Genomic DNA, 16,825 nt, shown 5'->3' on the forward strand with positions numbered 1-16,825 from the left:
AAGCGGCAAAGGTGACAGCGGTCAGCATGGAATGGTTCCAAACAAGACCAACACCCGTTATACCGAGGAAGAGCCTCGCATCACGCGGCGGTGGCCAGATTGCCTTTCCGCCGGTCCGGTGCGAGACCTTTCCGCCGGGGTGCAGCGGCTGGACCGGCGGTTGCAACCAGGCGAGAGCAGACCAACAGACGGATACGAACCATGAGCGCAGAGCTTGACAGCATTCTTGAAGACTTTTCCTTTCTCGACGACTGGGAAGATCGCTATCGCTATGTGATCGAGCTCGGCAAGGCATTGCCAGATCTGCCCGAGGACGAGAAGATTGAAGCCAACAAGGTGCATGGCTGCGCAAGTCAGGTCTGGCTGGTGATGGAGAACGAGGCGGGTGATGATCCGGTCATGCATCTGCGCGGCGATTCGGATGCCTTTATCGTCCGAGGACTGGTGGCGATCGTTCTCGCCGTCTATTCGGGGCACAAGGCCTCGGAAATCGCCAAGACCGATGCCATCGATATTCTGCGACGGATCGGTCTGGTCGAGAACCTGTCGGCCCAGCGCGCAAACGGACTCAATGCGATGGTGACGCGGATACGCGAAATGGCCGCGCTGCTGCTTGCCGGCCATTCCAGCTGAGACCATCAGTCAGGCAGCTCCGCCCGACGTCCTCCCGAAGGCCCGGGCCGGTGGCCGGAAGTCCTGATCTCCCCACTGACGCAATGATGTCTTTCTCTGAACCGCCGGTGCATAGTGCCTCGCCAGTGCCAGAAGGGCGGTGCGAACCATCAGCTTGGCAGAACGAACAGGCCATTGCCGCTCGCGCTCGATCAGTTCCAGACCTTTCAGAAAACAACAGAAATCAAGCGCCACGTCGGCAAGTTCCGGACCGATGGCTTTCAGCGCATCGCGAACGCGCTGTCGCGCGTCCAGAGCACAATCGGCAAGCCGGTCGCTCTGATGACCGGCTGCGCGCGTCTCCAGCCGCGGCGACAGCGAAGACGTCACACGTGCCTGCATCTGTCCATGCATAAAGTCGGCAAAGAGCCGTTCGCCCGCCGCCGCCGCCTCGCCCGGCAGAAAAAGCGAGCCATCGGCTGCCTTCTGCTTTGCCAGCAGTTCGAGGGGGCTCGCTCCGCTTCTGCGCCTGACGGGCCGGCGCTCGTCCCCGTGCTTCGGCTCAGCCATGATTGCCGAGCCCCAGCGCAACGACAATCTCAATGGCCAGACGCTCGATGCGGGTCACGAAGGCATCATAATCGCTATCGTCGCGCCAGTCCTCCACCTTGCGGCAGGCATAGGCGACTGTGGTGCGATCCCGCCCGAACCCCTGCCCGATCTCATTCAGAGAAAGGCCGAGCGCCACATGGCAGACATACATCGCCATCTGCCTGAGATGGGCGCCGCCGCGGCGCTGAAGTCGCTCCTTGCCAGCAGGCAGACAGCCCATCTGCCCCAGCTCGAAGGTCAACAACCTGACGACACGGCAAATCGAAAGCGTATCACCATTCAACTTCAGTGAATCTGCGACCGTCCCTGAACGGTCCGTGATATCTGCTAAGGTCCCCATGATATTCCAATCCCGAATTATGGTGAGTTCATTTTCTTAAATTTAGGATTTTATTCTTACACATCACAAGAAAACGGGGATTGAAAAGTGGAGCTCCCTACCACTTCCTGTTGTTATGGTTAACTTTTTTAAGTTATAGATAGGATTGTTATCCTACACTTGTCGATAGTCTTCAGCGATCGCAGTTACAAAGTTACAGCTCAAACACAGCGACGTCACCCGCGACAGAATGGAAGCACCCAATATATATATTAATCGAGCATGAAATATCTCTAACAATATACAATGCTTCAATACATATTCATAAACTAGATTTAAGATCTATTGGCATACATACGAAATTTAAAACTGGATATACATATGAAAACCAGCCCTATAGACAAAATAAAAGCCGGTTCCGTCTGTTATAGACGGAACCGGCTCCAATCTTTCCAGGGATATGCCAATCAGCGCTTGCGGCGCTGACCAAGCCCCATTTCCTTGGCAAGCCGCGAGCGTGCCTCTGCATAGGAGGGCGCAACCATCGGATAATCAGCAGGCAGATCCCACTTCTCACGATAGGCGTCAGGTGACAGGTCGTGATGGGTCATCAGATGGCGCTTCAGCGACTTGAAGCTGCCGCCGCATTCCAGGCAGACCAGATGGTCGCCGCTGATCGACTTGCGAACGGAAACAGCCGGCTTCGGCTTTTCGGCAACCACCACCGGACCAGCCGGTTTCGACGTATTGCTGAGAGCGTTGTGGACCTCTGAAATCAGTCCAGGCAAATCCGCCGTGGGCACCACGTGATTGCTGACATAAGCGGCGACAATGTCAGCCGTCAATTCTACCAAATTCTGGGTCTCGGTTTCGACCGCAGTCTCAGTCATGCTTCGCTCCTGTTCTTTTGCTCTGCCCACATAATCCAAGCATTCTTTGAGCATTGAAGCGGCAGATCATAAGCCGGCCTCCACGCTTGACCCCGCGTATCGGCGAAACTTACCCCCTAGTTTCCAGAGTTCCGAAGTTCGGAGCTCGACAACATGGCCTAATAGCTGTCTCTTCGTCCGTGATTACAACTCAAATGTTGGCGGACAGGTCTATATTAATGTTCCAAGCAAGAGTGTCATAAACTACTCATAACGAGTGAGATATCACCAAGAACGAAAAAGTCCAGCTATAATTAGCAAATTAAAAGATTTATTCAGCGAAAAACGCCGATACACCTTTAATTCACGTATTTTAGATATCATTAATACTCAGGTTGACAAATAGCGAAATGCAACTTTGCAGTTTAATCGTTATTGTCACGTCCCTTGAGGTCATCCTGCAGGCTTTCATCATACATGGGATAGCCAATCTGATGGGCCGCACGCGCCAGAAGATGAGCAGAGACAGGGGCTGTAAGGATGAAGAACAGGATGCCGGCGATCGCGCGCACGAAAATCGAAATGTCTCCTGAATGGAATCCGATCGCCAGAAAGATCAACCCGGAACCGACGGTACCGGCCTTCGAAGCTGCATGCATGCGCGTGTAGAGATCAGGCAGCCGATTGATACCGATTGCCGCAGTCAATGTAAAAGCTGCTCCTGCAAGCAAAAGAAAGGAAACAAAGATCGCTCCGATATAGTCCATTGATCCTATCCTTTGATCTCGCCATTGACATCTACGACCGGCACATCATGCGGCTCTTGCGAATGATCGTGCGCCATCGGGTGCGGCTTGACTTTGAAGCCGGCCTGCGTTTCCTCCCGCATCCCGCTGGAGCGGATGAAGCGCGCGAAGGCGACGGTCGCCAGAAAGCCGACCAGGCCAAGGGCAATGGCGATATCGATATAAAGCGTGAAACCGGTACGGATCGCAATTGCCACAATAAAACCCATGGCAATGGAAACCAGCATATCCAGGGAGAGAACCCGATCCGGCAGGGTTGGCCCCTTTATCACCCGTATCACGGTCAGGATCAGCGACAGCGACAGGATTGCGATGGTGATATCGGCGGCAGTGTGAACAATCGTTTGCGGGTCCATCAGGCGAATGCCTCCCTGATCTTCTTCTCAAAGCCGTTGGCAATATCCGCCCGGTTGGCTTCCGGGTCGGCACAGTCAATGGCGTGGATGAAGAGCGTCTTCTTGTCGTCGGACACATCGACAGACAGCGTTCCCGGCGTCAGTGTGATCATGTTGGCCAGAAGCGCGATCTCGAAGTCACGCTCCAGCGACAGCTCGAAGCTGAAAATACCGGGCTGAATATCCAGCTTCGGCCTGCAGACCAGAACGGCAACCTTCCATGCCGACGCCATCAGTTCCCACAGAAACAGCAGGAACAGCGCCGTGATCTTCATGAAGCGGCCGAAATAGCTTTCATGTCCGAGCTGTTCGCGCACCAGCGCGACGCACAGTGCCCCGACAATGAAGCCGAAGATGAGATTGTGAAGCGAGGCGCTGCCGGTAACGGCAACCCAGGCGATGGCGAGAATAAGGTTCAGCACGTAGAGACTCACCTAAAGTCCTCCCTTGGGAAAGACCGAATGAATGTACCCCTCCGGCGACAGGATGCCTGAAACCGCAGCAGAAACAAACTGGATCAGATGTTCAGGAAACAGGCCGAAGAAAACCACGAGCGCCAGAAGCGCCACCACGGGCAACCATTCGGCCAGGCTGATCTTCACCTTGGCCGGCGGCGCCTCGCTGCCGGCAGGGCGCCAATAGGCCAGAAGGAACACACGGCCAAGCGCAATGGTGGAGAAGAAACCGGCAACAAGGATCGAAGCCGCCAGCCAGCCATAGCCTGACGCCAGCGACGCCTTGACCAGCATCGCCTTTGGCCAGAAGCCTGAGAAAGGCGGCAGGCCGGCCGCAGCGAAGAACAGGGCCAGACTGACACCGGCAAAGGCCGGCGCCGTGCGGTAGAGACCGCCGATCTGGCGCAGCGAGAAACCGCCGGCAAGCTTTCCGGCCAGACCGGTCACGAAATAGAGCGCCGTCATGGTGATGATGGAATGCAGCGCGTAGAACACCGCGCCTTCAAGTCCCATCGGCGTTCCGATCGCGACACCGGCCAGCATGTTGCCGATGCCGATGATCACCACATAGCCGACCATACGGCGGATATCGTCCTGGGCAATCGCCCCCATGGCGGCCAGCACCATGGTAAAGGCGGCACTGATCGCAACAATCATGCTCGTATCGGCAAGATCGGCCGGCAGGATCATCACCATCACGCGGATCAGCGCATAGACGCCGACCTTGGTCAACAAGCCGCCAAACAGGCCCGACACCACCGTTCGCGGCGTGTGGTAGGAGGCCGGCAGCCAGAAATTGACCGGAAAAGCCGCCGCCTTCATGCCGAAAGCAAGAATGAACAGAACGGCCAGCGTCTTGGTCGGCAGATCCGGCTTTGCCCGCGCCATCATGGCGATATCGGCCATGTTGAGCGTGCCGAAAATCGCATAGAGATAGGCAACGGCAATCAGGAACAGCGTGGTGCCGATCAGGTTCAGCACCGCATATTTCATCGCCCCGTCAAGCTGCTCATGCTTCGATCCCAGGATCAAAAGACCGAAGGATGAAATCAGCAGAACTTCGAACCAGACATAGAGGTTGAAGATATCGCCGGTCAGGAACGCGCCGGAGACACCGGCAAGCAACAGCATCAGGAACGGATAGAACCCGTATCGTCGCTCGCTGTTATTGACATCGCCAAGGGCGAAGATCGCACCGGCAAGCGCAACGATAGCCGCCGCCAGAGCAAATAGCGCGCCAAGCACATCAGAGGTGAAGGCAATGCCGAAGGGCGGCAGCCAGCGCCCGGCGACCATGGTCATCGGGCCGTTCACCAGCACCTGGCGCAATAGCAGGAGATCGAGAAGAACAAGCAATCCAAGCGCCGGAATGGCAATATAGGGGTGCAGATCAACCCGTTTGCGGAACAGCATCAGCACCGCGCCGGCAATGATGCACAGCGCGATCGGCAGGATGCCAAGCCATTGGGCAAGGCTTGTCGGCTCCATGGTCCAGGCAAGCGAGAAGTCGACGGAATGAGCGGGCGAAGCGGCCATGATCTTTTCTTCTTATCCTTTTAGTAGCCGAGAGGCGGCACAGGCTGATCCTTGGGCTCGGCGGCCCGCATGTCATCCGTATCGTCGGTATTGAGATCCTGATACGACCGGTAGGTCAGCACCAGCAGGAAGGCGAAGAAGGAGAACGAGATCACGATGGCCGTCAGGATCAGCGCCTGCGGCAGTGGATTGGCGGTCCCGCCAGGCAGCGTTTCCATCGTATCGGGGATGATCGGCGGCACGATTCCGGTGATCCGGCCGGTGGTGAAGATCAGCAGATTGACGGCATTTCCGAGGATCGAAATCCCCAGCATGATGCGAACACTATGACGCGACAGCATCAGATAGATCGCAGCCGTGAAGAACAGGCCGACAAGAACGGAGAGAACGAATTCCATCAGTCGTGATCCTTTTCTTCAAGCGCCAGGAAGATCGAGGATATCGCCCCGACAACGACGAGATAAACGCCCGTGTCGAAGCTGGTCACCGTGGAGAGCGGCACCTCGACGCCGAAGATCGTCGGATAGATCCAGTGGGCCGTCATGAAGGGCACATGCGTGAAGATCGACACCATGCCGGACAGCGCCGAGAGCAGCAGCCCTGCCCCGGCAATCGACATGGGATGGAAATAGATCGCCCGGCGAACCGCGCTGACACCCCAGGCGATACCGAATATCGCCAGCGCCGAAGCCGCGATCAATCCGCCGATAAAGCCGCCGCCCGGCGCATTATGCCCGCGCAGAAGGACAAAAATCGAAAACAGCAGCATCAATGCTGTCAGGAACGGCGCAGCCACGCGAAAGATCAGCGTGTTCATCTTTTGCCTCCGTTGTGCATGTCGGGATTGTTGTCAGCCGGGCCATTGCCATTGCCAGCGCGGATGCGGATCAGCGCCAGGATGGCAAGACCGGTGATCATGACCACCGAGATCTCGCCAAGCGTATCCGTTCCGCGGAAGTCGACGATGATCACGTTGACGACATTGTGCCCGTGCGCAATGACCTTGGAATACTGATTGAAGAAATCGGTCAGCGATGTGTTGAACGGCACCTGCGTCGCCTTGACCAGCAGCGCGGCAAAGCCAAGCCCGCAGGCCGCGGCAATCGTGCCATCCATCAGCACCTGTTTCAGCGGACGGTGATCGGACGGCGTCAGGTTGAGCCGGGTCATCACCAGCGTCAGGATGACCACCGAAAGGGTTTCAACCATGAACTGGGTGAAGGACAGATCCGGCGCGCCGAACAGCAGGAACATAACCGCCAGCGAGAAGCCCTGAATGCCCAGCGAAACGATCGCTGTCAGCCGGTTGTGGGCAAGAATGACGGCGCCGAGACCGACGACGGCGATCAGGAAGATCGCCCAGTCACGCAGGCGGTAAATATGCGGCAGATCAGGGATATGCGGCCATTCGCCAAAGGCAATCAGCGGCACGAGAAGCGCAATCGCAATCGCGATGAAGGTTGCAGTCAGATAGAATTCCAGACGCCCGGGCTGGATGATGACGCTGACGCGGTGCGACAGGCGCACAAGTCCACGCATCAGGCTGTCGAACCACGAATCGGGACCAGGACCAAGAATGCCAAGCAACCGGCTCATCAGCGCACGCTCGGTATCCAGGCGCCAGTAGAACACGAGCGCCAGAACGATGGTGAGCACCGACAGCGCCAGCGGCACGGAGATATGGGGAATGAGCGAGATGTGAACCGCAACCGCCTCGCCTTCGATGGCGCTCGCCATCGGGCTGGAGATCAGGCTGTTGAACACCGGTGAAAACAGCGCAGAGATGAGCGCGGTGGCGCCAAGCACGATCGGCCCGAGCCACATCAGCGCCGGTGCCTCATGGGCATGCTTGGGGGTCTCCGTCTTTGCCCCGATAAAGGGCTTGAGACCGACGGCAAAGCCAATGACAAACATCAGCGCATTGCAGATAACGGTGAAGGCCAGAAAGATCAGCGATCGTGTATCCATATGCGCCAGCGAATCATAGATCTCCTCCTTAGACATGAAGCCAAGGAAGGGCGGCAGCCCGCCCATGGAGATCGCCCCGGCAAGCCCCGCGGCAAAGGTGATCGGCATCGCCTTCGCCAGCCCGCCAAGACGGGTAATGTCACGTGTGCCCGTCTCGTGGTCAATAATGCCGGCCACCATGAAGAGGCCGCCCTTGAACAGCGCATGCGCCACCAGATAGAGCACGGCAGCTTCGACGGCGTGGTCAACGCCAAAGCCGGTCATCATCACCATCAGGCCAAGCGAGGAAACCGTCGTATAGGCCAGCATCTGCTTCAGATCGGTCTGCTTGATGGCAAGGAACGAACCGACGACCAGGGTCAAACCACCGAAAAGCGGCAAAACCGTCTCCCACAGAGCAGTATCCCCCATAACCGGGTTCAGCCGCATCAGGAGATAGACACCCGCCTTGACCATGGTGGCCGAATGCAGAAATGCGGAGACTGGCGTTGGTGCCTCCATGGCATTTGGAAGCCAGAAATGGAACGGAAACTGCGCCGACTTGGTGAAGGCGCCCAGCAGAACCAGAACCAGAACCACCGTATAGAGCGGATTGTCACGCAGCACGTCCCCGCCGTGGATCAAGGCCGAAAGGCTGGTCATGCCGGTGATGTTCATGATCATCAGCAAACCGGCCAGAAGCGCCAGTCCACCACCACCCGTCACCACCAGCGCCTGCAAGGCCGCACGCCGCGAGGCTTCACGCTCATTGTCGAAGCCGATCAGCAGGAAGGAGGTGATCGAGGTAAGTTCCCAGAACACGAACAGCATCAGCAGGCTGTCGGAAATCACCACGCCGAGCATTGATCCCATGAACAGGAAAATGAAGCTCATGAAACGCGCCTGAAGCGGATGCCCTTTCATATAGCCGCCAGCGTAAAGCACGATCATCGTGCCGATACCGGAGATCAGCAGCGCGAAGGTCAGCGACAAGCCATCCAGCATGAAGGAGAAACGCAGCCCAAGTGACGGAATCCAGTCATAGCCGCCCGTCAGCACCTTCCCGGAAGAGATCTGCGGCAGGAACCGCAGAAAATTGAGAAAGGCAGCCAGAGGCAGAATCGCCAGCAACCAAGCCGCATTGTGCTTGAGGAGACGATAGACCGTCGGTGAAAGAACCGCCCCCAGAAAGGGTAAACACAGGGCCAGGAAAGTTAAGGCCGTTTGACTTGCGGTCATGACGTCTCCACAAATTCACTGATTCAGCACGGATCGACTGTCCGCTCGTTACCCAATTACGGCAAAGAAACGACCCTCTCAAGTCTTGCAAGGCGCTTTTTGCGCAAATGCGAAAGCCAGCCCTTGCCCGGCGGCAATACAGCCTGCGGACACATTGTAATTTGTCATTTGAACACGCATCTATGCGCTGAGATGTAACCGTTTCCTTCCCCTTTCGCCAAGGAGAGCGACTTTGACAGACGATAACAAGCAAAAAAAAATGCTGAGCGACGCACAATGGCGTGATGAACTGACCCCGGAACAGTTCCATATCCTGCGCGAGCACGGCACAGAACGCCCCTTCACCGGTCCGCACTGGAACCGTTTCGAAACCGGAATTTATCACTGCGCGGGCTGCGATACGCCCCTGTTCGAATCAGATACCAAGTTTGACGCCGGCTGTGGCTGGCCATCCTTCTTCAAGGCCGTGAGCCCGGATGCCGTTACCGAGATCGAAGACAGATCCCACGGCATGCTGCGCACCGAGATCCGTTGTGCGACCTGTGGTGGCCATCTCGGCCATGTCTTTCCTGATGGTCCGCCGCCGACGGGACTGCGCTATTGCATGAATGGTCACGCCATGCATTTCGTGCCGCGCGAAACCAGAGGCTGAGCTACGTATCACAAGTAATGCTGCGTCTGCGGCAGCAGCCGGCAAAAGCGGCATGAACAGGCTGTTTTGATTTCATTGAGAGGGGCCGACCAGCAGGATCGTAAGGCACGAGGACCCCTGCGATCTGCCGGCCGGCCAACCCCACGATCCAGGAGATGCGGCGGACCTGAACATCATGGGGCAAACTATTATATGTTGTCTCTACAATTGAAGCACAAGGCCACAATAATCAACTGTTTAACAGAGAATAAGACCGATTCTGTCGATTTTATGGTTAACCTGGATACCAGAATCTTACAGCGCCAAGCATTCGAACATCGGCGCAGCCCTTATTTCAGCAAAACCATAAGTAACGTGGTTCTTCGCCGTATCTGGCGACAGGCCGGCCGGCCTCAGCCCGTGAATTTGTGCTGTGCGATATCTTTAACGACAACCCGAACATCAAGCATCGGCATGTCATGGCGCCGGGAGGCGGCCTGCCCGGCGAAATAGCGGCCTCTCAGCGACTGGAAACCCTGGAGCATGTCCTGTCTCATTGCCTCCACAAGTGCCTGTGCTTCCTGCGGCTTGCGGTCCGGCATCAGCACGGCAAAAATACCGTCATCCAGACGGCTGGCGACATCGCGCCCGGCAAGATGCGCCCTGATCGCCGTAACCGTTCGTTCGACACCGGCATGGTCGAACATGCCGGAAAGCTGAAACAGACCGAGATGGAGCGGCTCTTCAACACGCTGAACATAGCGCTGGGCCCGTTGCAGCAGCGCGGCAAAGGCAACCTTGTCCGACAGGCCGGTTTCGGGATCGAGCGCCTGCCCGCTCGGCACGACATCGCCGAGCGAACGCTCAAGTGCGGTGAGAAAACGCTTGCGGCGCGCCTGCAGCAGCACCCTCAATGTCAGCTCCTCGCTGCTGGCCGGCCAGATCAGGCAATCATCCGCCGTTCGGCAGCTGAGACGCTCGCTGGGCAGCCAGGCTTCCCGCTCGAACAGGGCCAGCAGTGGCACGAAACGGTTGGCCGGGACGCAGCGCAACTGGCCGCACAGCCTGAAGGCCGCATCGGCATTGGCACCGCCATGAACGATGATCAGATCGTAATCGCTGCGCGCTGCCCGGAACAGAATGTCCTGGGGATTATCCGTCGCCGTTGCCGTGGCGACCGTCTGCAGGATCTTCATCAGGCTCTTTCGCGCATTTGCCTCTTCGGCGAAGATCAGCACATGCAGGGCCTCGTCCGCGCCGGTCGCCTCGAGCTGGTTCGGCGCCACTTCGTCCTGCAGGGTCTTGAGCCGCAGCAGCGCGGCCGTGCGCGCACCGATGACCGCATCGTCATCGTCAAGCGAGAACACATCATCAGCCCCGGCGCGCAGCGACAGCAGCCGCAGCGCGCGATCCGGCGTGCCTCTGGAAAGAATGGCAACCGGCAGGCCGGCCGTCGAGGGACCGTCCTTCAGCGTTGCGCAGCAGGCGAGTGCTGATTCGGCGCTGTCATCGACGGCGATCAGTATGGCGCCGACCGTTTCAGGAAACACAGTCGCCGCCAGCCAGTCCTCAGACGAGAACTGCTCGAACTCTTCGGCCCAGCCATCAAGAATAGCCGACAAAGCGAGACCATCCTGCTCGCTGCCGCCAATCAGAACCACTCTGTTCAGTGCCGTTGCGCTCACGCCTTGCCAGTTCCTCTTAACCATCACCCAGATAGGATTTTACGGTTGCAATGAATTTGGGCACCGAGATCGGCTTGGACATATAGGCATCACAACCCGCTTCGCGAATGCGTTCCTCATCGCCGCGCATGGCAAAGGCCGTCACCGCGACAATCGGGATCGCCGCAAGCTCGGCATCAGCCTTCAGCGCGCGGGCAATATCAATGCCGGAAAGCTCGGGCAACTGGATATCCATGAGAATCAGCGACGGCCGAAAGGCACGCGCCAGCGTCACCGCATCCCCGCCCGTGCGCGATTCGACAACCTCATAGCCGCACGATTCGATCAGGTCCCGAAAAAGCTTCAGGTTCAAATCGTTATCCTCGACCACCAAGACTCGCTTTGGCATAGACTGCCGCCCCTCTCGGCCGACTTGAAACCCGCTGGCCAGACGCTAAAATCCCTGAACGAGCCGCCACGCGGCATATAGAATACCCACTCTAGGCCGATTTGGTTAAGAAACGGAAATTCACTTGGCAGATTTTCTGAAAGCGTCACAAAAGACGCGCAAACATCACCCCGCGCCGGAGGATCTGGCTGTGGAAATCCTGCTCTATCTCGCTTCCGAGCCGGAGCTGCTGTCACGGTTTTCCGGTCTGACCGGCGTTATGCCGCAGCAATTGCGCGCCTTCAGCACAGAGCCGGGTTTTGCCCGCGCCATGATCGGCTTTCTCGCCGGGCATGAACCAACGCTGATCGCCTTCTGTCAGGCAACCGGCACCGATCCCGAAGCTGTGCTGGGCTGCTGGCAGGATCTCGAGCGCCTGGATGGCGGATCGCAGGCATGAGTATCACCGTGATCGACGCGGAAGCCGGTCTTGATTCCTTTTGTGCGGAGATCGGCGCGCGGCCGCTGATTGTCTGCGATGTCGACGAGGTCGTGCTGCGCTTTGTTCTGCCGTTCAAGGCCTATCTTCTTGCCCATGACCACGAGTTGCGGCTCGAAAGCTTCAGTCTCAATGGCAATGTCACCTGCCTTTCCACGGGTGAAAAGGTAGCTGACGTGACTGTTGATCGCCTGCTCACCGGCTTCTACGACCACCAGGAAGACTGGCAGGTGCCCTTCGATGACGCGCGCGACACACTGGACCGGCTGAAGACTTTTGCCGATGTGGTGCTGCTGACGGCCATGCCGCCCTGTCATGCCGAGAGGCGCCGTCAGTTGCTTGAACGCTTCGGTTTTTCCCTGCCGATGATCGCAACGGAGAAATCCAAGGGACAGGTGGTCAGCCGGCTTGCAGAGACGGGAGTGCCCGACATCATCTTCATTGATGACATGCTATACAACTGCCGCTCCGTCAGTGCCGCGGTGCCGGAAGCGCTCGCAATAAATCTTCTGATCGACGGCGATTATCGCGCGATTGCCCCGAAAACAGAAGAACCGGCGGTTCTGGCCGCCGGATGGCCGGACGCGGAACGTCTTGTGCGCCACCGCCTGTCGGCGCAGTAACCGCCGGCGCATCAGTCCATTAGCGAGGCTGTGAGACAGCCAGGCGCCTTTTCGGCGTCACCTCGCCTGACGGCCGCTCCCGGCAGAACGGCAGCGCCGCCAGGGTGGGATATTGCCGGGAACCAGCAGCACCGCTATTGTAGGCTGTTCAATTTTTGTTCCAGGCATCAATGATCGACCAGCAGCTTGAAACCGGCTTTTGCCGGGACTGTCTTACCGGCTTCTCGCGCCGGCCGGCGCGCTGCGCGCATTGCGGCAGCCCGCGCCTGCTCGCCCATGACGAACTCTATTCCCTGGCCATCGCCCATATCGACTGTGATGCCTTCTACGCCTCAATCGAGAAGCGTGACAACCCGTCGCTGGCCGACCGACCGGTCATCATTGGCGGGGGCAAGCGGGGCGTCGTTTCGACCGCCTGCTATATTGCGCGCATTCACGGCGTGCGCTCGGCGATGCCGATGTTCAAGGCACTGGAAGCCTGTCCCGAGGCCGTGGTCATCAGGCCCAATATGGAAAAATATGCCGCCGTCGGCCGTCAGGTCCGTGAAATGATGCTGGCGCTCACACCGCTCGTCGAACCACTCTCGATCGACGAGGCCTTTCTTGATCTTTCCGGCACCGAACGGCTGCACAAGGCAGCGCCCGCCCGCATTCTCGCCAGTTTCGCCCGGCAGGTGCAACAGGAGGTCGGCATCACCGTTTCCGTGGGCCTGTCCTATTGCAAGTTCCTCGCCAAGATCGCCTCTGATCTGAACAAGCCCAAAGGCTTTTCGGTGATCGGGCAAGCGGAGGCGACACGTTTCCTGGCCGACAAACGGGTCGGCATGATCTGGGGTGTGGGCAAGGCCTTCGAGGCGACGCTTGCCCGCGACGGCATCACCACGATCGGCCAGCTTCAGACCATGGAACAGGCCGAACTGATGCGGCGATACGGCGTGATCGGTCAGCGGCTCTTTCATCTGGCCCGCGGCGAGGATAACCGGAAGGTTTCACCGTCCGGTGAAGCCAAGAGCATTTCCAACGAGACAACCTTCATGGCGGACTTTTCCGATCTGGAGACGTTGAGTGCGCATTTGCGCCGCCTGAGCGAGAAGACGGCGGCGCGGGCAAAGAAGGCAGGGCTTGCCGGCCAGACCGTCGTGCTGAAGCTGAAAACTGCCGATTTCAGGATCAAGACGCGAAACCGGCGGCTAGAAGATCCGACTCAGCTTGCCGATCGGATCTTTCGCACCGGCCTGTCGCTGCTGGAACGGGAGATTGACGGTAGCAAATACCGGCTGATCGGCATCGGCATTTCCGATCTCTGCGACCCGGCAACGGCCGATCCGCCGGACCTCATCGATCCGGCAGCGACACGAAGGGCCGCTGCCGAAAGCGCGATTGACAGCCTCAGGGCAAAGTTCGGCACATCGGCCGTGGAAACCGGCTATACATTCCGGCCGGCGGGCGACAGGGACCGGAAAAAAAGCTGAGCCTGCGGCCCGAACCGGAACAGCCATCGCGCGACCCCGGGCGTTGTACTTGCCGCACGTTTTCCCCTTGCCCGGACCGGACGCGCCGCATTGCATGATCAGGCCGTTACTGCCGGGGCGATATAGGCCCCGTTCACCCAGCCGCGCAAATCCCCTTCCCGGCCGTTGCCGTCTTCCGGCGCCACATAGGCCCAACCGCTGTCGCGCTTCAGGATCTTCACCCGGGTTCCCTTCAGCAGCGTGCCGGGCGGCACGATCTTCTCGTAAGCGGTGCCCGGTCCGCCGCGCAGATTGAGCCGCCCGGCCGTCACCACCTGGCTCTCCTCCCGGTCGTTCACCTCCCCCAGCATTGCCCGGAAGCGGTCAAAGGGAAAGGCAGGCCCCGGATCGGTCTTCCAGCCGCGCGTGTCGATTTCTTCATGGGATACGATGGCCCTGACCGGATAGGCGGCAACCAGCGACTGGACAATCGAAAGCCCCATGTCGATCTGCGCTTCGGGAAACAGCGGCCAGGCATAGGTCTCGCCGCCAACACGCGGATGCGGGCTGAGCATATAGCCGCCCGCCGCCTCCAGCGCCTTTTCGGTCATCCGGCGTCCGTAGGGATCGATAAAATCACCCAGTCCGTTCGGCCTGAGCCAGCCAGGATTGACGAATTCAATCCCGATCGAGACATGGTTCAGCCCCTCGATCTCGCCGTAGCGTGATGGGCCCGCATGCCAGGCCGTGCGATTGAACGCCGCGATCTGCCAGGCCGTGCCGTCACGATCAATCACCACATGGGCACTGGAACTGCGGTTCTCGCTGCCGCCCGCGGTGCCCATCAGCCAGTCGCGGCTGGCCTTGCCGTTCCAGCCCGTGGTGTAATGCAGCACGATGACAACCGGCAGCTTCTCCCGCACGGCACCGATATTGCTGCTCTGGCGATACCAGATCGCCGGCATTTTATGGTTGCTGATCTCCATCTTGATCACTCCTTCAGCTGAAATAAGGAATTTAATCCTATTCCGAAGTGATGTGACGGGGATCAGCGGGGATGAAAAAACGCCGGTGGAATGCACCACCGGCGTTCATCGTAACCAGAATGGTCTGCAGATCAGGCGGTCAGCTTGGCCGCGATCTTGGCAACATGTGCGCCCTGGAAGCGTGCACCTTCGAGCTCGACCTCGGACGGCTGACGCGAGCCGTCACCTTCGGTGATCGTGGAAGCGCCGTAGGGCGAGCCGCCCTTGACAGCGTCAACGCCCATCTGGCCGGCAAAGGCATAGGGCAGACCGACAACGGCCATGCCGTGATGCAGCAGGGTCGGGATGAAGCCGAGAATGGTCGATTCCTGGCCGCCATGCTGGGTCGCCGAAGAGGTGAAGGCCGAGCCAACCTTGCCAACCAGCTTGCCCTGGGCCCACAGACCGCCGGTCTGATCCCAGAAATTGCGCATCTGCGACGCCATGGTGCCGAAACGGGTGCCGGCGCCGACGATGATGGCATCATATTCTTCCAGCTCGGCCGGGGTCGCGATCGGGGCTTCCTGATCCATCTTGAAATAGGATGCCTTGGCCACATCTTCGGGAACCAGTTCAGGCACGCGCTTGATGGTCACGTCTGCACCGGCAGACTTGGCGCCTTCGGCAACAGCCTTAGCCATGGTTTCGATGTGTCCGTAGGACGAATAGTAGAGAACGAGTACTTTTGCCATTTCGGGATCTCCGGGGTTTGAGATGTAATTTGTTGGGACCCAATATCGGCGATTTTGAGAGCACGTCCAGACCGATAGATCGCGACGCAGCGTTCACTATTTCTGAACACTCATCGTTAATGCGTTCATATGAATGTCAAAATGTCGCATGTCCCGGCACGCAGGCCAATGGTTTGCCGGCATCAGCCTGCATCACTTCGCGGGATTAGCCGGCAAAAGGTGCCAAAGGTCAAATTCGGTTTACCGTCCGGCCTGAAGCGCACTAGTTTAGCCCGGCAACATTGAAGGCGACTCATCATGACCGAGACCAAGACTGTCACCGCCGCCATGCTCGCCATTGGCGACGAACTCTTATCCGGGCGTACCAAGGACAAGAATATCGGCTTTCTGGCCGAAAACCTCACCCTGGCCGGCATTGACCTGAAAGAAGTCCGCATCGTGCCGGACGAGGAAGAGGAAATCGTGACGGCGCTCAATGCTCTGCGCGCGCGCTACACCCATGTCTTCACCTCGGGCGGTATTGGCCCGACTCATGACGACATCACTGCCGACGCGATCTCCAAAGCATTCGGACGCACATGCATCCACAATGATGAGGCCATGGCACGGCTTGCCGCCATGTACGAGCGCCGCGGCATCGAATTTACCGCGGCACGCCAGCGCATGGCCCGCATGCCGGAGGGCGCCGCCCTGATCGACAATCCGGTTTCGACGGCACCGGGCTTCATCGTCGAGAATGTCTATGTCATGGCTGGCGTGCCAAAGGTGTTCGAGGCCATGGTCGGCAATGTTCTGCCGACGCTTGAAGGCGGAACGCCGGTGATCTCCCGTGCGATCGAATGCAGCTTCGGTGAAGGCGATATCGCGACACCGCTCGCAGACATACAAAAAGCCCATCCCGACACCTCGATCGGCTCCTATCCGCACTTTGCCGGCTCCGGTTTTTCCACCCAGCTGGTGGTGCGCGGGCGCCGTGAGAGCGAGGTCGAAAAGGCCGCCGCCGACATTACCGCCATGCTGGACGCCCTTGCGGCGGCGAAGGCTTAACCCCATGTCTAGTAG

The 16,825-nt window shown here is 58.6% G+C and carries 20 protein-coding genes; 6 read left to right on the forward strand and 14 right to left on the reverse strand.

The window, feature by feature from the left end:
• Positions 1 to 201 precede the first annotated feature (201 nt).
• Entirely contained in the window at positions 202 to 633 is a 432-nt protein-coding gene (locus HCK86_RS05425) for a SufE family protein (protein ID WP_176083436.1), read from the forward strand.
• Positions 634 to 642: 9 nt separating this feature from the next.
• Here the strand turns inward: HCK86_RS05425 and HCK86_RS05430 are convergent, their stop codons facing one another.
• From HCK86_RS05430 to HCK86_RS05475, 10 genes are all read right to left on the reverse strand, one after another.
• Complete coding sequence (locus HCK86_RS05430) at positions 643 to 1,182, reverse strand: DUF6456 domain-containing protein (protein WP_176083437.1); 540 nt, start codon at positions 1,180 to 1,182, stop codon at positions 643 to 645.
• The gene (locus HCK86_RS05435; RefSeq protein ID WP_176083438.1) at positions 1,175 to 1,564 is read right to left on the reverse strand and encodes a helix-turn-helix domain-containing protein; all 390 of its coding nucleotides are present in this window, start codon (positions 1,562 to 1,564) and stop codon (positions 1,175 to 1,177) included. Before HCK86_RS05435 ends, HCK86_RS05430 begins: the two co-directional genes overlap by 8 nt.
• A gap of 446 nt (positions 1,565 to 2,010) precedes the next feature.
• Entirely contained in the window at positions 2,011 to 2,433 is a 423-nt protein-coding gene (locus HCK86_RS05440; RefSeq protein ID WP_176083439.1) for a MucR family transcriptional regulator, read from the reverse strand.
• A gap of 404 nt (positions 2,434 to 2,837) precedes the next feature.
• Positions 2,838 to 3,179 carry a monovalent cation/H(+) antiporter subunit G gene (gene mnhG, locus HCK86_RS05445; protein WP_176083440.1) on the reverse strand — a complete coding sequence of 114 codons (342 nt, stop codon included), beginning with the start codon at positions 3,177 to 3,179 and terminating at the stop codon, positions 2,838 to 2,840.
• A 5-nt stretch (positions 3,180 to 3,184) separates the two neighbouring features.
• Positions 3,185 to 3,574 (reverse strand): cation:proton antiporter, encoded by a 390-nt coding sequence (locus HCK86_RS05450; RefSeq protein WP_176083441.1) that lies wholly within the window; start codon positions 3,572 to 3,574, stop codon positions 3,185 to 3,187.
• Positions 3,574 to 4,047 carry a Na+/H+ antiporter subunit E gene (locus HCK86_RS05455; RefSeq protein ID WP_176083442.1) on the reverse strand — a complete coding sequence of 158 codons (474 nt, stop codon included), beginning with the start codon at positions 4,045 to 4,047 and terminating at the stop codon, positions 3,574 to 3,576. Before HCK86_RS05455 ends, HCK86_RS05450 begins: the two co-directional genes overlap by 1 nt.
• Positions 4,048 to 5,604, reverse strand: coding sequence for a Na+/H+ antiporter subunit D (locus HCK86_RS05460; protein WP_176083443.1), 1,557 nt, complete (start codon positions 5,602 to 5,604; stop codon positions 4,048 to 4,050).
• A gap of 20 nt (positions 5,605 to 5,624) precedes the next feature.
• Positions 5,625 to 6,002, reverse strand: coding sequence for a Na+/H+ antiporter subunit C (locus tag HCK86_RS05465; protein ID WP_176083444.1), 378 nt, complete (start codon positions 6,000 to 6,002; stop codon positions 5,625 to 5,627).
• A complete protein-coding gene (locus HCK86_RS05470; RefSeq protein WP_176083445.1) occupies positions 6,002 to 6,421 on the reverse strand; it encodes a Na(+)/H(+) antiporter subunit B in 420 nt (139 codons plus the stop codon). Before HCK86_RS05470 ends, HCK86_RS05465 begins: the two co-directional genes overlap by 1 nt.
• Positions 6,418 to 8,790, reverse strand: coding sequence for a putative monovalent cation/H+ antiporter subunit A (locus HCK86_RS05475; protein WP_176083446.1), 2,373 nt, complete (start codon positions 8,788 to 8,790; stop codon positions 6,418 to 6,420). Before HCK86_RS05475 ends, HCK86_RS05470 begins: the two co-directional genes overlap by 4 nt.
• Positions 8,791 to 9,049: 259 nt before the next feature.
• Between HCK86_RS05475 and msrB the strand changes: the two genes are divergently transcribed.
• A complete protein-coding gene (gene msrB / locus HCK86_RS05480; protein WP_176083447.1) occupies positions 9,050 to 9,442 on the forward strand; it encodes a peptide-methionine (R)-S-oxide reductase MsrB in 393 nt (130 codons plus the stop codon).
• A 392-nt stretch (positions 9,443 to 9,834) separates the two neighbouring features.
• On the opposite strand, the gene HCK86_RS05485 is transcribed toward msrB, so the two are convergent.
• Together HCK86_RS05485 and HCK86_RS05490 are read right to left on the reverse strand one after the other, a co-directional pair.
• Positions 9,835 to 11,106, reverse strand: coding sequence for a hypothetical protein (locus HCK86_RS05485; protein WP_176083448.1), 1,272 nt, complete (start codon positions 11,104 to 11,106; stop codon positions 9,835 to 9,837).
• 16 nt (positions 11,107 to 11,122) lie between these two features.
• Complete coding sequence (locus HCK86_RS05490) at positions 11,123 to 11,494, reverse strand: response regulator (protein ID WP_176083449.1); 372 nt, start codon at positions 11,492 to 11,494, stop codon at positions 11,123 to 11,125.
• A gap of 124 nt (positions 11,495 to 11,618) precedes the next feature.
• Here HCK86_RS05490 and HCK86_RS05495 point away from each other — a divergent pair, with 124 nt between their 5' ends.
• The 3 genes from HCK86_RS05495 (at position 11,619) to HCK86_RS05505 (ending at position 14,067) form a co-directional block, all read left to right on the forward strand.
• Positions 11,619 to 11,933, forward strand: a complete 315-nt coding sequence (locus tag HCK86_RS05495) for a DUF3572 domain-containing protein (protein WP_246739458.1) — start codon at positions 11,619 to 11,621, stop codon at positions 11,931 to 11,933.
• Positions 11,930 to 12,595, forward strand: coding sequence for a hypothetical protein (locus HCK86_RS05500; RefSeq protein ID WP_176083450.1), 666 nt, complete (start codon positions 11,930 to 11,932; stop codon positions 12,593 to 12,595). The genes HCK86_RS05495 and HCK86_RS05500 overlap by 4 nt, the downstream gene beginning before the upstream one ends.
• A gap of 170 nt (positions 12,596 to 12,765) precedes the next feature.
• Entirely contained in the window at positions 12,766 to 14,067 is a 1,302-nt protein-coding gene (locus HCK86_RS05505; RefSeq protein ID WP_176083451.1) for a DNA polymerase IV, read from the forward strand.
• A 98-nt stretch (positions 14,068 to 14,165) separates the two neighbouring features.
• Here HCK86_RS05505 and HCK86_RS05510 read toward each other — a convergent pair whose 3' ends face one another.
• Together HCK86_RS05510 and wrbA are read right to left on the reverse strand one after the other, a co-directional pair.
• Positions 14,166 to 15,032: an N-acetylmuramoyl-L-alanine amidase gene (locus tag HCK86_RS05510; RefSeq protein ID WP_176083452.1), complete on the reverse strand. Its 867-nt coding sequence runs from the start codon at positions 15,030 to 15,032 to the stop codon at positions 14,166 to 14,168.
• Between the two features lie 131 nt (positions 15,033 to 15,163).
• On the reverse strand, positions 15,164 to 15,763 hold the full coding sequence (gene wrbA / locus HCK86_RS05515; RefSeq protein WP_176083453.1) for an NAD(P)H:quinone oxidoreductase type IV: 600 nt from the start codon (positions 15,761 to 15,763) through the stop codon (positions 15,164 to 15,166).
• A 297-nt stretch (positions 15,764 to 16,060) separates the two neighbouring features.
• Here wrbA and HCK86_RS05520 point away from each other — a divergent pair, with 297 nt between their 5' ends.
• Entirely contained in the window at positions 16,061 to 16,810 is a 750-nt protein-coding gene (locus HCK86_RS05520) for a competence/damage-inducible protein A (protein ID WP_176083454.1), read from the forward strand.
• Positions 16,811 to 16,825 lie beyond the last annotated feature (15 nt).

This window comes from Martelella sp. HB161492, assembly GCF_013184775.1.
GTDB lineage: Bacteria > Pseudomonadota > Alphaproteobacteria > Rhizobiales > Rhizobiaceae > Martelella.

What these genes read in the sequence shown, in the direction of transcription:
- HCK86_RS05460 (WP_176083443.1), bottom strand. Translation starts at nt 5,604, where the DNA reads ATGGCCGCTTCGCCCGCTCATTCCGTCGACTTCTCGCTTGCCTGGACC.
- HCK86_RS05465 (WP_176083444.1), bottom strand. Translation starts at nt 6,002, where the DNA reads ATGGAATTCGTTCTCTCCGTTCTTGTCGGCCTGTTCTTCACGGCTGCG.
- HCK86_RS05510 (WP_176083452.1), bottom strand. Translation starts at nt 15,032, where the DNA reads ATGGAGATCAGCAACCATAAAATGCCGGCGATCTGGTATCGCCAGAGC.
- wrbA (WP_176083453.1), bottom strand. Translation starts at nt 15,763, where the DNA reads ATGGCAAAAGTACTCGTTCTCTACTATTCGTCCTACGGACACATCGAA.
- HCK86_RS05435 (WP_176083438.1), bottom strand. Translation starts at nt 1,564, where the DNA reads ATGGGGACCTTAGCAGATATCACGGACCGTTCAGGGACGGTCGCAGAT.
- HCK86_RS05505 (WP_176083451.1), top strand. Translation starts at nt 12,766, where the DNA reads ATGATCGACCAGCAGCTTGAAACCGGCTTTTGCCGGGACTGTCTTACC.
- msrB (WP_176083447.1), top strand. Translation starts at nt 9,050, where the DNA reads ATGCTGAGCGACGCACAATGGCGTGATGAACTGACCCCGGAACAGTTC.
- HCK86_RS05500 (WP_176083450.1), top strand. Translation starts at nt 11,930, where the DNA reads ATGAGTATCACCGTGATCGACGCGGAAGCCGGTCTTGATTCCTTTTGT.
- HCK86_RS05430 (WP_176083437.1), bottom strand. Translation starts at nt 1,182, where the DNA reads ATGGCTGAGCCGAAGCACGGGGACGAGCGCCGGCCCGTCAGGCGCAGA.
- HCK86_RS05450 (WP_176083441.1), bottom strand. Translation starts at nt 3,574, where the DNA reads ATGGACCCGCAAACGATTGTTCACACTGCCGCCGATATCACCATCGCA.
- HCK86_RS05490 (WP_176083449.1), bottom strand. Translation starts at nt 11,494, where the DNA reads ATGCCAAAGCGAGTCTTGGTGGTCGAGGATAACGATTTGAACCTGAAG.
- HCK86_RS05440 (WP_176083439.1), bottom strand. Translation starts at nt 2,433, where the DNA reads ATGACTGAGACTGCGGTCGAAACCGAGACCCAGAATTTGGTAGAATTG.
- HCK86_RS05425 (WP_176083436.1), top strand. Translation starts at nt 202, where the DNA reads ATGAGCGCAGAGCTTGACAGCATTCTTGAAGACTTTTCCTTTCTCGAC.
- HCK86_RS05470 (WP_176083445.1), bottom strand. Translation starts at nt 6,421, where the DNA reads ATGAACACGCTGATCTTTCGCGTGGCTGCGCCGTTCCTGACAGCATTG.
- HCK86_RS05520 (WP_176083454.1), top strand. Translation starts at nt 16,061, where the DNA reads ATGACCGAGACCAAGACTGTCACCGCCGCCATGCTCGCCATTGGCGAC.
- mnhG (WP_176083440.1), bottom strand. Translation starts at nt 3,179, where the DNA reads ATGGACTATATCGGAGCGATCTTTGTTTCCTTTCTTTTGCTTGCAGGA.
- HCK86_RS05475 (WP_176083446.1), bottom strand. Translation starts at nt 8,790, where the DNA reads ATGACCGCAAGTCAAACGGCCTTAACTTTCCTGGCCCTGTGTTTACCC.